Source organism: Bradyrhizobium sp. URHD0069 (assembly GCF_000701345.1).
In the GTDB taxonomy this organism is placed as follows: domain Bacteria; phylum Pseudomonadota; class Alphaproteobacteria; order Rhizobiales; family Xanthobacteraceae; genus Bradyrhizobium.
Genome location: NZ_JNIJ01000022.1, coordinates 1 through 14,474, shown reverse-complemented (window position 1 = coordinate 14,474; position 14,474 = coordinate 1). Strand labels below are relative to the sequence as shown.

14 protein-coding genes and 1 pseudogene are annotated in these 14,474 nt (G+C 55.9%); 13 read left to right on the top strand and 2 right to left on the bottom strand.

Annotated elements, in window-relative coordinates; genetic code table 11:
• Positions 1–192 precede the first annotated feature (192 nt).
• From N554_RS0114630 to N554_RS0114615, 3 genes are all read left to right on the top strand, one after another.
• Entirely contained in the window at positions 193–705 is a 513-nt protein-coding gene (locus N554_RS0114630; protein ID WP_029584149.1) for a hypothetical protein, read from the top strand.
• Positions 706–1,471: 766 nt separating this feature from the next.
• Positions 1,472–2,533, top strand: a complete 1,062-nt coding sequence (locus tag N554_RS39975) for a hypothetical protein (protein WP_156041938.1) — start codon at positions 1,472–1,474, stop codon at positions 2,531–2,533.
• Between the two features lie 695 nt (positions 2,534–3,228).
• The gene (locus N554_RS0114615) at positions 3,229–3,531 is read left to right on the top strand and encodes a hypothetical protein (protein ID WP_029584146.1); all 303 of its coding nucleotides are present in this window, start codon (positions 3,229–3,231) and stop codon (positions 3,529–3,531) included.
• A gap of 87 nt (positions 3,532–3,618) precedes the next feature.
• On the opposite strand, the gene N554_RS0114610 is transcribed toward N554_RS0114615, so the two are convergent.
• Positions 3,619–4,485, bottom strand: coding sequence for a hypothetical protein (locus N554_RS0114610; RefSeq protein WP_029584145.1), 867 nt, complete (start codon positions 4,483–4,485; stop codon positions 3,619–3,621).
• Positions 4,486–4,922: 437 nt separating this feature from the next.
• On the opposite strand from N554_RS0114610, the gene N554_RS35855 reads away from it, so the two are divergent.
• The 8 genes from N554_RS35855 (at position 4,923) to N554_RS39970 (ending at position 12,715) form a co-directional block, all read left to right on the top strand.
• Positions 4,923–6,170: a DUF1214 domain-containing protein gene (locus N554_RS35855; RefSeq protein WP_371259489.1), complete on the top strand. Its 1,248-nt coding sequence runs from the start codon at positions 4,923–4,925 to the stop codon at positions 6,168–6,170.
• Between the two features lie 17 nt (positions 6,171–6,187).
• Complete coding sequence (locus tag N554_RS40990) at positions 6,188–6,703, top strand: hypothetical protein (protein ID WP_197033585.1); 516 nt, start codon at positions 6,188–6,190, stop codon at positions 6,701–6,703.
• Positions 6,704–6,924: 221 nt separating this feature from the next.
• On the top strand, positions 6,925–7,407 hold the full coding sequence (locus N554_RS0114600; RefSeq protein ID WP_210165378.1) for a DUF1214 domain-containing protein: 483 nt from the start codon (positions 6,925–6,927) through the stop codon (positions 7,405–7,407).
• Positions 7,408–7,734: 327 nt separating this feature from the next.
• Complete coding sequence (locus tag N554_RS0114595; RefSeq protein ID WP_081851270.1) at positions 7,735–8,676, top strand: sulfite exporter TauE/SafE family protein; 942 nt, start codon at positions 7,735–7,737, stop codon at positions 8,674–8,676.
• Positions 8,677–8,839: 163 nt separating this feature from the next.
• Positions 8,840–9,907, top strand: coding sequence for a Cj0069 family protein (locus N554_RS0114590; protein ID WP_029584142.1), 1,068 nt, complete (start codon positions 8,840–8,842; stop codon positions 9,905–9,907).
• 76 nt (positions 9,908–9,983) lie between these two features.
• A complete protein-coding gene (locus N554_RS0114585; RefSeq protein ID WP_029584141.1) occupies positions 9,984–11,015 on the top strand; it encodes a patatin-like phospholipase family protein in 1,032 nt (343 codons plus the stop codon).
• Positions 11,016–11,284: 269 nt separating this feature from the next.
• Positions 11,285–11,680 (top strand): hypothetical protein, encoded by a 396-nt coding sequence (locus N554_RS0114580; RefSeq protein ID WP_156041937.1) that lies wholly within the window; start codon positions 11,285–11,287, stop codon positions 11,678–11,680.
• A gap of 801 nt (positions 11,681–12,481) precedes the next feature.
• Entirely contained in the window at positions 12,482–12,715 is a 234-nt protein-coding gene (locus N554_RS39970) for a hypothetical protein (protein WP_156041936.1), read from the top strand.
• 172 nt (positions 12,716–12,887) lie between these two features.
• On the opposite strand, the pseudogene N554_RS38320 reads toward N554_RS39970, so the two are convergent.
• A pseudogene (locus N554_RS38320) lies at positions 12,888–13,070 on the bottom strand (zinc-finger domain-containing protein); the annotation flags it as partial.
• Between the two features lie 277 nt (positions 13,071–13,347).
• On the opposite strand from N554_RS38320, the gene N554_RS0114570 reads away from it, so the two are divergent.
• Positions 13,348–14,112: a glycoside hydrolase family 25 protein gene (locus N554_RS0114570; RefSeq protein WP_197033579.1), complete on the top strand. Its 765-nt coding sequence runs from the start codon at positions 13,348–13,350 to the stop codon at positions 14,110–14,112.
• An 86-nt stretch (positions 14,113–14,198) separates the two neighbouring features.
• Positions 14,199–14,474 (top strand): hypothetical protein (locus tag N554_RS0114565; protein WP_029584138.1); only part of this gene is annotated, 276 nt, incomplete at its 3' end.

The window sequence follows — 14,474 nt, the reverse complement described above, 5'->3', positions numbered from 1 at the left end:
GACGACGAACGACATGGAGCGTGGTCGGAAATGCCGCGGATGATAAGATCATCATTGCGCTGCAGCGGGTCGGAGCAAAGCGCCGCTCGATGACAGGCTCCGCGAAGCAATCCATCGGAAGGATGTCGTAGTTTCTGGATTGCTTCGTCGCTTTCGCTCCTCGCATGACGGAAGGATTTGGTCGGGGGCAACATGCAAACCGAGCTGAACAAGGTCGCAATCGCGCTGGCCGAGTTCTATGCGCATGAAACCTTTTTGTTTGAAAGGGATCTCGGAGAGCGCACGCTGACGCATCGGCTGGCGGTGCATCTGGAAAAGCAATTTCCGGGATGGAGCGTCGATTGCGATTACGACAGGCTGGGCGGACGGACGCTGCGGCTTCCGCATGGAACGATAGTCTCTACCGACGATCACTTCGCAAAATCGGTTTATCCCGACATCGTCGTGCACCAGCGCGAGATTCCCAATAACCTGCTCGCGATCGAAGTGAGGAAGGCAAGCAATCATCAGCGGCCGGAACATGACCGGCACAAGCTGCGGGCGCTGACCGATCCGAATCTGTGGTTCGCTTACTGGATCGGGGTCTATCTCGTCCTGGGCAAGAAGAGCGTCGTATCCGACGTTTACGTCGCCGGCGTGATCGACAAGTCCTTATCCGGCTGGCTGGCCGGGCGGCTCAAGGATGTGGGCCTGAGTGTGGGATAAAGTTTGATTGGCTTGGGGTTGAAGTGTTGCATCGAGATCGCGATGACCGCGGAACGACCCGGACTCAGTCTCAAAATCCTGCTAGGGTTAGCAGTGCGCATACCAAAGGACTTCCGATGAGAATTTCCTTTGCACTAGCCACCATGGCAACGCTGCTGCTCGGTCAGGTGCCCGCGCTTGCCGCTACTATTTATCCGACACGGCCGTGTCGTGTGTACGTAGACACCGACTACACGCAGATTCCGGGGCAATGCGGGACCGTGGGGCGATTCTATCCCCGCAGGCTATTTTTGCGGGCTGCAAGGCGGCCGTTATATTATTGCGGCCCATAGTACGCGTTACAAATGACCGGCGCCGCCGCCTTGGAGCGCAACGCCGTTCAACTCGGAGCAATCCAATAGAAAGCGAGAGTTTTGACTGCCCTCAAGAACGAGCGCTCGGATCTTTCGGATGATTTAGCCGCTGGAATAGCGAAGCCGATAGAACGGATCGGAGTGCTTTAGAGAAAATCCCGCAGTCGGACAATTTCAACGATGTCCTCAGCGTACAAAATCTCACCTATCAGCGCTGGCTGCGCCGCCGTATGGATCTCGTACAAATGATGCTGAGTTTTGGGTATCGTCATGAACTTCCGAATACATTCATCGAGTGTACCGTCGATTACTATATAGGGACGCGCGCCGGCTGAGGCGCTAACGCGTTCATTGTTGACTGATGGCCATTTTCTGAGCGTTGCGGGCGCATCAAAATTAATTTTAGCCTCCTGATGGACATCCTGGCGTTCGCCCTTTCAGTCGCTTTTCTTGGTGGTTTCTTGGTGTTCTTTTTCAGCCTTCTTGACGCCCGCTGTGGATGGCGGGCATTCCGTTCAGATGAAGCCTGCTTCGCCGGTGAGTCAATGTTCGAAGCCGGGACGGCCGCTCTTGTCGTTGTTTGTGCAAGCGCCCCGCTGAGATATTCGCTCAAAAAAATAGTGGAAATGTTGGTCGCGATTGTATTCTGCGAAGTAAAGGTGGCACAATCCAACCGGCTTTGTCGGTCAACAGGAGTTGGCCGCTTTTTTGGGGGGAGTTTTATTATGCGGTTGTTCGCAATTTCTTTGTGTTTGTTCCTTATTCCAAGTGCCCCGTTCGCTCAGTCGGTACCTACGACGCAACTTGGTAGCTGGTCTTCTGTCTATCCGGGCGCTGTCTATGTATCGCCTCAAGATTCATCGCTTAAAGCGCCTGGAATTTATCGATCTTTAAGTCGCGCAACACGTCTAACCAGTCCAATAGAAATTGCGCAGATTTGTGTTCGCGACTTCAGAGAAACAAAAACTCTAAATTCTTTATACTCTGGCACCAGCGAAGCGGCGGGCTTGACGGATGTCGTGCACAAAAATTTTGGTGCGAAGCTAGCTGGCTTGAATTTGAAGTACGTAAAGTTGGGAGCTAACGTGGAGATCAAAGACGAAGCCAGTTTTACTGCTACGCCTTTGACAATCTGGAGTGCCGACGACGATATTTCTTCGGTCGTTCTGGCGAACATCGGCGAAAGCTGCAAGACGATTATTTTGAGCCACCTTCGTCAAGGTCGGGCGGTCTTCATTGCGGGCAAAGCAATTCAAGCAAAGAATTTCGAAGTATCGCTCAACGCTGGTCCAAAAGCTAGCGCGAGTATTTCTTGTTCAATTCCGATTTTTTGTTCTGACGACACGGGCATCTCAGGCGACATCGATCGGATAAGGCAGCTGAAGCGTTCGGCTGTTCAGCCGGTTACTTTTGCAATTGTTCCCGCAGAAATCTCTGGTGCGAGGCGCGAGTTAAGGGAAGCTGATTTGAGATGAACGTCGTCCTCCACTGGCGCGAGCTATAGCTTTTGCTTTCGACTTAGCTGTCTTCGGCGAACGCCGGACCCATAATCACCAATCTCAGGTATGGATGGGATTGTGGCCCCAGCTTCACACAATGTAGACCCCCGGTGGCTGGGGCCCGGATCACATTCGCGGAGCCTGTCATCGGGCGGCGCTATGCGCCGACCCGGTGGCGGACGATGACGGCTGGGAGGGTCGCGATACGAGTCGGCGATCCCGCGGCGCGAAGCGCCCGAGTCGTGCTGGAATTTTTCGCCCTGGAAAACAGAGGGCGTGGGGAATGCCGGGTGCACGGTGCACCCGCAGCCCGTGTGCAATGGTAGTAAGCACACGGTAGTCACCGCAGGTCACCGGAACACCCGGCATTCCCGCACGCAATGGTTTTAACGGCTTATATCGTGCTCTCCCCGGCGACGAATTCGTCTTGTCACCGTCATCGGCGGATTGAAGGTTTTGCCGAACCCGGTCGGGCCAACGAAAACCTCCGCCGACTTGACACCAGCAACGGGTGCCAGGACCACACGGTTTTGCCGTACGCGACCCGTCTTCGCCAAGAGGCTTCGCCGGGCTGTGCACCTCCGGCGAAACTTTAAGGAAAACGGAAGCAGCGCCGTTCGTCTGCGCGCCGCAAATCGCTCACGAGGTTCAACCCGCCCTGCGATTGCGAAATGCGCGCCCGACGCTGCCGCGTCCACCGCATCCCACCCCGCGTCCGTGACGATCGCGATACGCCCCTCTCATGGGGTGAGACGGCGAGGGTTCTAGATTTGATTTGGGTAAAACGGGAAGCGGAATATTTTTGCGAACAGGACTGGACTACCCAAATCAGATTGATCCCGTTCAACAAATTCACCTGGCTCGACTCGCAAGTCCTCGCCAACTTCCTTGAGGAGGGGGAGCATCCGACGACGAAAGACGAGCGCACCGTGCCCTCAGCCACGCGCCATTCCGCCTTTGCATCCGCCGCCTGAGCGCACTGCTTAAGCGGCGAGGAAGAAGGTCGGTAGCGACGGGCTCGCGGTTGCCTTTTGGGAAGCGGGATTGCGGCCTTCGATCAATCAATCCGAGGCTCTGACCTGTTGGTCTGAATCATTCCATGAAACAAGCCCGCGAGCCGTCTCACTGTTCGCCAAAATCGAGAACATAAAGATCGTGAAGCTATAAACGATGAGGCCAAAAAACGGATAGCCAAAATATCCAAGAAGCGGCATTTCGAATATCTTCCAGAAGCCGACGTAAGGAACTGTATAGACCCATTTTGGGAGAGAATAAAAATTCCACATTTCCCAAAATATCCCGGTCACAACAGTTGCAAGCATAATTGCAACAGGAAGAGTCCAATCACCCTTCTTTACTTTGGCCAGGAGCGATGGATATCCCAACGAATAAATAAATGGCTCGACGATAAGTATGGGAGCGATCCAGACCAGTGGAAATGTCCGCTCTGGAAAAAGGCCGAGCAGGCACAACGACACAGCTCCGATTAGAACAGAAACCGATAGCCACCGTCGGCGGATTTCAAAACTTGGAAACCTAATGCCTGTTCGGGCACTAAGAATCTGAAACGCCAGGAAACTTGTCGAAAAGACAGCTGGTACTACTGTTGAAAAGTCGATCGATGCTTGGATGGCAAAATTGGTCTGAGAGATCGGATGCGGGAAAATATAATTCCAATTCTGGACTGTTAGGTTGAGAAACTCAAAAAACCACCAGAAGGGTATTGAGACTAAAAAAAGTAGCAGGAAGGAAAGCCGCATTCGGCGAATGAGTGAGTCGCGGTAAATCCATTCGGCGAAACCATTGGCGACCAAAATATACCCAAGCCACAAAGGGAAGAAAGTATATTCACTATAAAGCGGCACCCCCGACCACGCGACTGCCCAGGATGTTGCGCACAGTAAAATGCCGGTTATCAGCAAGCCCATGGCAATTTCAGCCTATCACACGATGGCTGGCTGGTGTGAGCCACATGGAATAATCATTGCAGCGTTTGTCGACTGTATTCAGCTATGCAGCTGAGACCCGGCACTGCCCTGCGCATGCAGGCAAACAGGTTCCACAAACATCCTCACGGTAATCGACATCGACCAGCATATCGTCGGCACGCGAATGACTGTTGCATCGCGACATCGAGCCGCGATTGCTGATTTTCGACGAGGGTACTCGCGAATGTAGTGCTAATCTCTAATACCAGCGTGCCAGCCGGGAGTTTGAGCTATGAAAGGATCAGTTCTTTCAGCACTCGCGCTAATCTGCACAATAACGTCGTCGCACGGGCAGAACCTCTCCGCTGAAGACCTTGCGCGCCGTACCCTCGAGCGCCGGGCTGTCGAGGCTGTGATCTGGCGGATGCCCGCGGTCAATACGGAGCTCATGTACCAAGCTCGGAGGCAAGCCCAACCAGATTGTTTACTGGTCCGGTCTGCTCGACTGGCGCAACCAGACCCTGACTCCCAATCCCGATGTCATCTACTTCATGGCCTTCTTCAACACGAAGGATGGGCCAGTGGTGATCGAGATTCCGCCGGCCAGCGATGGCGTCATCAACGGCAGCATCATGGACCCCTGGCAGGCCGCATTGGAGGATGTCGGCCCGGCCGGCGCGGACAAGGGCGCGGGCGGCAAATATCTGATCACGCCGCCGGGCCATCAGGGCGCGCCCGATGGCTTTATCGTTCTGCCGTCCGGCAATTATCAGGGCTATGCCTTGCTCCGTTCGATCCTGAAGGGCGGCGGCGACGCCGACGTCAAGGCCGCTGTCGCCTATGGCAAGCGGATCAAGATTTATTCGTTCAGCCAGGCGGCCAATCCGCCCGAGACCGTGTTCATCGACGCCATTGGCGCCGCCTACGATTCCACGATCCCCTATGACGTGCGATTCTTCCAATCGCTCGACCGCTTTGTGCAACAGGAGCCATGGCTTACCCGCGACAAAGCGATGATCGATCAGTTGAAGTCGATCGGCATCGAGAAGGGCAAGTCGTTCAGTCCCGACGAAAATGCCCAGCGCATCCTCAATGCGGCGGCGGCCGAGGCCCATGCGTGGCTCGACCTGAAATACGAAACCATGTTCCCGCCCTATTACGAAGGGCGCAGATGGGTCTTTCCCGTCGCGCCGGATGTTATCGGAGGTCTTCAGACCCAATTTGCGAATCCGGACAGCTACCCCGTCGATGGCCGCGGCGTCACCTACACGATGGCATTTTTCAGCACCAAGCATTCGGGGATCGGCCAGTATTACCTGATGACGATCAAGGACAAGGACGGACAGAATTTCTCCGGCGCGAACACCTATCGTCTGACTGTGCCGGCGAACGCGCCAGTCAGGCAATACTGGTCAGCCACGGTCTATGACCGCGCAACGCATGCTCTCATTCGCGATATGGTCCGCGCGGGCCGTTCATCACAAAGTCCCGGACTGCAAACCAACGCAGATGGGTCCGTTGATATCTGGTTTGGACCGAAGGCTCCGGCGGACAACCAGACCAACTGGGTCCCGACCAGTGCGAACGGGCAATTTGAAGTCTTGTTTCGCTTCTATGGTCCCGAGAAGCCGGTTTTCGACAAGACGTGGAAGCTGCCGGATATCGAGCGGATCGCAGCTCCCTAATTGGAGGAGAAGGGTGCATGAGAACCAATCGTCGAGAAGCGATCCCTTTATTGGTCGGCGCCGCCCCTGCTGTGCTTGGAATGCTCTCCGCAGCGGGCGTGACAACCCCTAGCCACGCTCAGCAAGCGAGGCGCGTAGCGACGACCGGCCAAGACCAATCGCAAGGGATCGAGACACGCATTGGCAGGCTCGAATTCACCCACGACTTCGCGAACGGCTATCCAACCGACGCGACGATTGAGAAGCTTTACGACGAGCGCGATTTTCAGCGCGCCTGCCAGGCTTATCTCTGGTCTCTTCCGGCAGTCTCGTTCGCGTCCTGGCAGCGCGGTGTGACGAAGGACCTCAATGCAAAGAACGGACAGATCGTCGCTATTCTGTCTATCGAGGCCAGGCGCTGGCGCAGTTGCAGATGTACCCTTACGCCCAGCATGACAATCCGCCGAAGATGGACATTCTGGACGCGGGTACCAAGACGTGGAGTGGGCTGCCGCCGCGCGGGATGGAATATTGGCAGCGACTCAATGAAGTGATTCAGGCCGAGCCGATTGAGACGCGCGACATCTTCTTTCATGCGATGTTGCGGCCGCTTGGCTTGGAAAAGGGCAAACCCTTTAAGCCGGATGTGCGGCAGACGAAAATTTTGACCGACGCTGCATTGGTCGGAGAGGCCATGGCAAAGGCTAATTCCGCGGACAGGCGTTTCGCGGGCGGAGGATATAGACCCGACGCGCATTGGGACTTCGCGCTGCAATTGGACGCCGATGATCCCGACGCTTTCTGGAACCTGCTCGACGAGCGCGCGTCCTGGTTCTACGAGGCCGTAGGCGCGGGCGCGGCGATGGCGCCCAAGCGCCCTGGGCCTTCATCGGCTTACCTTAGTGCGTACAAGGATAAGGCCGGGAATTGGCTGGATGGCGGCGCGACTTATCGTTTGCGCGTTCCGCCCGATCCACCAATCAAGCTCTTTTGGTCGGTCACCCTCTACGACGTCGATACGCGCGCGTTGATCCTGAACGAGCAAAACATCACCGATCGTTCGTCGCGGATGGACCTGCGCAAGAACGCGGACGGTTCGATTGACATTTATTGCGGACCGAAGGTGCTGGCCGGCTTTGAGACGAATTGGATCCCGACCGTCCCCGGCAAGAACTGGTTCGCGTATTTCCGGTTCTACCAGCCGACCGAGGCCTACTTCGATCGGTCCTGGCCACTACCAGACTTTGAGCAACTCTAGACGGGCACAACGCCCCATCCGCCTATTGCACAAATGCCAAGGCGCGCTGAGCATTGATGAGTGGGTCGTTGGCATTGTACCATTGTCCCGGCGCCCCGCGCGTTTGCTGAAGGCCGCGTTGTTGCGGTGCATGGGTCCGGAAAATGGGCCAATTGCAGACTTCAATGATACGGCTAGCCGCGCCAGATTTTGGTTGAACATCCGACGCCGGACCCATTGCCAAGCCGAAGTCAATGCCGATAGAGTATTGCTAGGGGATGTCGCAGCCTCCCCGTGAAGTGGGTGACCCCATGCAAGCGCTGCTCGCTTTTCTATGGAGCGAGCAACATGGATGGAAACCTCTTAATTCTCTTTATTCTTGCAACATTTCTTGGCGGCTTCGTCAGCGGGTTTTCCGGTTTCGCGATGGGCCTGGTCGTGTCCGGCATATGGCTGCACATCACTACTCCGATTCAGACCGCCGCTCTGATTGCCGGCTACGGGCTACTTACGCAAGGTTACGGCATCGCGAAGCTGCGGCATGAGTTGAGCTGGCAAGACATTTGGCCGCTTACGCTGGGTACCACAATCGGCATCCCAATCGGCGTGATGCTGTTGACCCTTATCAATCCGACCTATTTGCGTTTCGGCGTCGGAGTGCTGCTCGTCCTTTACGCGACCTACAGCCTTGCACGCCCACCCATAAAGCCAATGAAGATCAGCGCGCCGGCCGACGTCGCCATTGGGATTTCCAACGGGTTGCTCGGAGGCCTCACTGGTCTCGGCGGCATCATCTCAACTATCTCCTGCCAATGGCGCGGATGGTCAAGAGACAAGCAACGCTCCGTGTTTCAACCGGTGCTGTTTGCGGCATTTGTGATCATCTCGATCTCGCAACTCGTCGCGGGGTCGTACACGATTGAAACCCTCAAATTGTACGGCATCGGGCTTCCGTTCATGATTGCCGGCATATGGATCGGCTTCAAACTCTACGGAACAATCAACGACGAAACGTTTCGCAAGGCCGTGTTAATACTCGTTCTCCTGGCCGGTGTGTCACTGATGATTCGGCATCAGGACTTATGCCTGTCTCCCAAAGTCGAAACTGAAAGGAGATTGCGCGTGGACAAACGAAACGATCACTCAATTCCACCATTCGGACACGACAAAGGGATCGATCCGAAGTTGATTTCGGCCGATCCTGCCACTGCAGGATCGAGCGTTGTTTTTTGCGGTGATCCGGCACAGGTCACGGCAGGCTTTGCGATTGCGCTGCAACTGATGGAATAGATGCACCAGTGCCGGATGTCAGCGAGCACGATCCGCCAAAGCAAGGAGATTAAAACGAAAATCACAAACTAGAGTAGATTTCGAGTACGGGGAAAAAGCAGACTCCCCGTTAGACATTCGTCCAAGCTCTGCGCGTCACACGATTTGTCGTGGAGAAACGCACATGGACGCCGATAACTCCTCCTCTTTCCGTCAATCTGTCGCAATCGTCTGGCGAGGCGACGCTGCTGCTCGGAAAGATGCGACACCAGAGAATAACCGCTTCGTTCGCGTGTTCGAGGCTCTCGCATCTTCGGGTATCAACGCGCAGCCCGCCGTCTACGACGAAAGCTTCTCGGATGCAGTCCGCGAACAACTGCTGGCGGTTGACGGCGTGCTCGTATGGGTCGATCCAATCCATCAGGGCAAGACACGCGCCGCGCTCGATCAGATGTTGCGCGAGGTCGCCATGCAAGGTCCGTGGATCAGCGCCCATCCCGATGTCATTCTCAAAATGGGCGTCAAGGATGTTCTTTACCGCACACGTCACCTAGGCTGGGGCGCGGATACCCATCGCTACGATAGCGCCGGCGCCTTTCGCTCAGAGCTTCCTTCGCGTGTGCGGATGGCCGGCCCTCGCGTGATCAAGCAAAACCGCGGCAATGGGGGTCAAGGTGTCTGGAAAGTCGAAGCGCTTGCAGATAGCGGCGGGCAAGTTGAAGTGCTGCACGCACTGCGCGGAAGTCAACCCGAGCGGATTTCACTGGACGACTTTATGGACCGCTGCGAGCCGTATTTCGGCTGGGGTGGGTGCATCATCGATCAAGCGTTTCAGCCACGACTGCCCGAGGGGATGATCCGTTGCTACATGAGCGGCGGCAAGGTTTCTGGTTTCGGGCATCAACGGATCAAAGCGCTCGTACCCCCGCCGCCGGAAGGGCCAGAGTCAGCCGAAGCTCAGCCTGGGCCACGTATCATGTATGGGCCTGATTTCGAATCCTTCCAGGCGTTACGGACACTGATGGAAAACCAATGGACCCCTCAGATGATAGGAACGCTTGAGATTGACGAAGCGTCCCTTCCTGTCATTTGGGACGCGGATTTTCTGTACGGTCCGCGAGACGCCTCCGGCGCCGACACCTATGTGCTCTGTGAGATCAACGTGAGTTCCTGCTTCGCAATTCCCGACGATGCGCCCAAGACTATCGCCCGAACGGTGAGGGGTCGCTTGTCATCGCGGGGCGATCCCTAGTATCGCGGTTCCATCAATCATATTTAACCGTTGGTCGGTTGCCGGCACGAGTGCTATTCTTGCGAAGAGAGATCTAATGGCCAAAGCAGCCATCACTCACGATCCCATCCTTGTCGACCTTGCGTTGCAGGGCGGTGGCTCGCATGGGGCATTTACTTGGGGCGTGCTCGATCGTCTGCTCGAGGAGCCGTGGCTTGGAATCGATGGCATTTCCGGCACATCGGCGGGGGTGATGAATGCCGCGGTGCTTGTCGATGGTCATGCCAAAGGCGGGGCCACGGGTGCCCGGGCAGCTCTGGAGAATTTCTGGCGCCGCGTCTCCGAGGCGGCTCGCTTCAGTCCTTTGCGGCGCGGCCCCCTTGATGTGATTCTCGGCCGCTGGACGTTGGACTCTTCGCCTATCTATGTCGCCATGGATCTCATGTCTCGCCTGGTTTCGCCCTATGACTTGAATCCGATGGGCAAAAATCCATTGCGTGAAATTCTGGCCAAAACAATCAATTTCGAGCGGCTGGCACGAGCACCGACGAAACTCTTCATCACGGCAACCAATGTCCGGACCGGCCGCGGTCACGTGTTCAAGAACAACGCTGTTACGCCGGACGTTCTGCTCGCCTCCGCCTGTCTGCCCACCATGTTTCAGGCTGTAGAGATTGACGGCGAGCCCTACTGGGACGGAGGCTATTCTGGCAATCCCACGATCACGCCTCTCATTCGAGAGTGCAAGTCACAGGATACCATTCTCGTTCAGATCAATCCGGTTGAACGCGAGAGTTCGCCGCGCTCCGCCTCTGAGATCCTCAACCGACTGAATGAAGTATCCTTTAACGCGGTTCTGCTGAAGGAGCTGCGCATGATCGCCTTGCTTCGGCAGGTCGCCGATCCGGGCGACAGCGAGGGCGCGCAATGGGCCGGCATGCGCATCCACCGCATTGCGAGCGAGATACTGACCGAGCTCGGCGCTTCCTCCAAGCTCAACGCGGAATGGGAATTCTTGTCCTTGCTGCGCGATGAGGGGCGAAGGTCGGCGCAAGTCTTTTTGGAGAGCCATGCATCGAATCTTGGACGCCGCTCCACTTTGGATCTTGATGTCTTAGAACAGATCTGACGAATGGCTGCTCGGCGTGCTTGTTACCCGCGGTGGTTCGGTGATCGTCGTCATTCATGTAAGGCGACCTCGAATTTGGTGGCTGCATTTGTCCAGCATTGGGTTGAAACGAGCGGATCTCCGCGAAGCAGGGTTGCCCGCCCGTGCCGACGCGGTGATCGAATATCCCTTTGCTTCGGTGCATGAGTCCGCATGTGGCACTTCTCGGAAGTGCGGTGGGACCGTCTTGACGGCTGCTTACCGCGCAACAGCAGACGCGGGATGCGTCGATGTTCGTCGCTAGGGTTGCTTCACCGGCCACACCAATTAAACGCATGGGCAAGCAGACGCGGCACCGGCAAATCCCCGATCACGTCGGCAGGAGCTTCTCGCCTTTAGGGCTTCGGGGCATTCTGGTCCTCGACCTTGGTAACGGAATATCCGGCTTTGCGAAGAGCAACCAGCACAGCCTTGGCGAGATGGATACTTTCTTCGTCACTTTTCGTGACTTGGTCCCACGTCGTGCCGTGCCCAGAACCGGGATGATCAATGAAAGCGGTTTTGATGGCGCTTGTTATAACGATAAGGGCATCTTCTGGCATCTAGGTTTCCCGCTGCTTTCCGCTAATCATATCACGCTTTTGGCAGGTACGATGGCTCAACGGCACCATGCGCAAGCATCGTAGTCGTCAGCGCCAAAACCGACCGTTACAGGTCTTGTTACATCCCGTTCCAGCAGTCGCGGCTTTTTCGGCGCGATCGAAAAAGATGGACTACGTCAGCAGCGCTGTCTTGAAGTCGCCTCGCGACCAGCCATGTTGGGTTGGTCGATGAGACGCGTAGGACTTATCGACATCAAGGTAGGCAACGCGGCGCGCCTCGGCGCATCGCAACGTTCTACCACGCGACGCTGCGCGTCGCACCACATCGCTACGCAACGCGCGAGCCGCTGGGGACAGCCCGGCGGCTCTCGCGCGTTAGCGCGGACGGTCCGCCTCAAGCGCCTGTGGCTCCGAGAGGGTCATGTGAAGCGAAATACATGCGAGCGGATGAATTCGCCGCTTCGCGACGTGCCGTGATCGAACGCCGGTATCGGCCAGAGCGTTGATCAAAAAAATTGGTACTGACCTACTTCCATCCCCAGTGGCCTAGTTTGATTTCAACTCAGGACGCCTCGCGGCAGTAAGTACCGGGATGGTCACCGTGCCTGCACCCCGCTCCAACCACGAAGACGCCTATTCGATAGACGACGCTTGCACCGATTGGGCAGAGCAGTTTTTCTCGCGTATGTGCAGCGCGGAGATTGGCATCCGTCACCACATTGCCGGTGCGCACCTTTTGCGGTAGGCTCAAGAGAGGTCTTGGAGAGGGGACAACCGCCGTCTGTCGAACGGTGAGCAAGTCAACCGCCTCGCAGCTTTGTCTTTGAAGCGTGGCAAGTCAGTTGATTTTGGTGGCTATTGGCAGCGGCACATCGAAAGATGTTCATGCCTAAGCAAAAGCTTCACACCCACGAAGAAGTCTTTAAAGATCATGTCTCCGGTCAGTATGACGAAACCATATTTCGTTTCAGAGTGCCGGGTGGCTGGATTTATACGCACACTATTACCCGGTTTGGTTCGGTCGATAAAAACTATGTAGCAGATACTTTCGTTCCTGACTCTAAAGTGGACATGGATCTTTCAATTCATCCCACGGGTGATCCGCAACGCGATCTATGATTTGGTCGCGCCAAAGCGCTATCGCTGGTTCGGCCGTCGTGACGCTTGCATCCTGTCGAATTCGGATCGTTCGCGGCCATCGTGAACCGCCCCGAGACTGCCGGACGATGGCGCCTGACGCTGGTTGGCTGCGGCCGGTATGACGAAGGAAGCAGTGTTACTGCGATTCGACTCAGTCTTTATCTCCGTAAGCACAATCTGCCGGATCAGCTTCGTGTGCGCCCAAGCTCGGATCGAAGCGGAATAACGTAGAGCAATAGGGGCAGACGATCTCACTGGCATCGCCCATCTTGAGGCAGATGTGTGGGTGATCTTGCAGCGGTTTATCCCCAATGCACTTGAACTCGCGGCAGCCATGCGCCCTTCAATTCAATCGACAAGCTTTCAACGTCATGCGTGGCGGCAATGAACGTCTGTTGTGTGGTTCCAATGCGGACAAGTAGTGCTTGCAAAGCATCGGACATTGATTTGGATCAACGTGAGACGACCCAACATCGCGAACGATCTAGCGCGTTCGAGTCCGCGGTCTCTCTCAGCATCAAGTGAGTGTGATATGTGAAGCAATTCACATGCATGCGTCGCGGCTCGAGCTAATTAAAGTGCAGGCTTTTCTTTGCACGAGGAGACACCTCATGGGCGAGCGCAACTTGTTAGTTGATGTTTATTCCGGAGATCTTGGTGGCAAGCCAAATTGGCAGGCTGTAGTAGATGCGCCCAATTTCGTCGGCGGGATAATCAAGGCTACTGAAGGCGTCTCCTTTACCACCAACTGGTTCAAGACGAACTGGGGCGCCGTTAAGGACATAGGTGCTGATCGATACGGGACAACTTGGTTCCGCGGCGCATACCATTTTCTCAAATTTGATCATGACGGAGCGGCGCAAGCTGACTTCTTCTTGGATACCCTGGATAGCGCCGGCGGGTTTGACGTTGGCGACATCATCCCAATTGTGGATGTTGAACTCGGCAACGATGGAAAGCCCGATGCACAGGGTCGGACCAAGCCACGCAATTCCAACTGGGACGCATCTGCACAGCAAATCATAGACTGCACGACTGCCTGGGCGGAGCGTGTCAAGGAACGCTCGGGGCAAGAGGTCATGCTCTATGGCAATGGTACAATGCGCGACAAGTCGATCAACGATCGAATGGGGTGCGATTGGCTTTGGATTCCGCGCTACACCGCAACCTTGCCCGCTGAGATGTACGAGCGCGCTGGCTGGACTCTCGATCGTGTAGCCATCTGGCAATATTGCGGTGATGGATCTGCGGCACTGCCCGGTTATCCCCGCCAAATAGAAAATTTCGGGAAAGTCGACATCAGCGTCATTCTATTCGGCACGCTGTCAGACTTTTTGAACAAAGTGTGCGCCCAGGTGATCACTGTCGATCGGTGAACTGTACGTGTCCGGTTGCCTGATGCTCACATCATAGGAGCTGCCGCAATCGGTGCGGCGAGGCCATTTTTACGGGAGGGAATGCCATGCCCACTTTAAACGAACTTTCAGAAGCGCTCCGCGCCCAGTTAGTGGAAATCCTCATTGGTGGCGATGATGAGGTGAAACCGTCGTCCAACTCGTTTGTGACTTGGTTCTCGCCTGGCGTTCCGTTCGAGGCAACCGACTTCGACTTCGCTTCAAAGGGTCTCGGATCGGGAGCCACGGCAGAAGAGGAAAAGCGGCTGCTCGACCAGTCTTACCTCTTCTCAACACTCGTAGACTTTGCTCCGGATGCATCCGGACTGCTCGATCTCGATCAA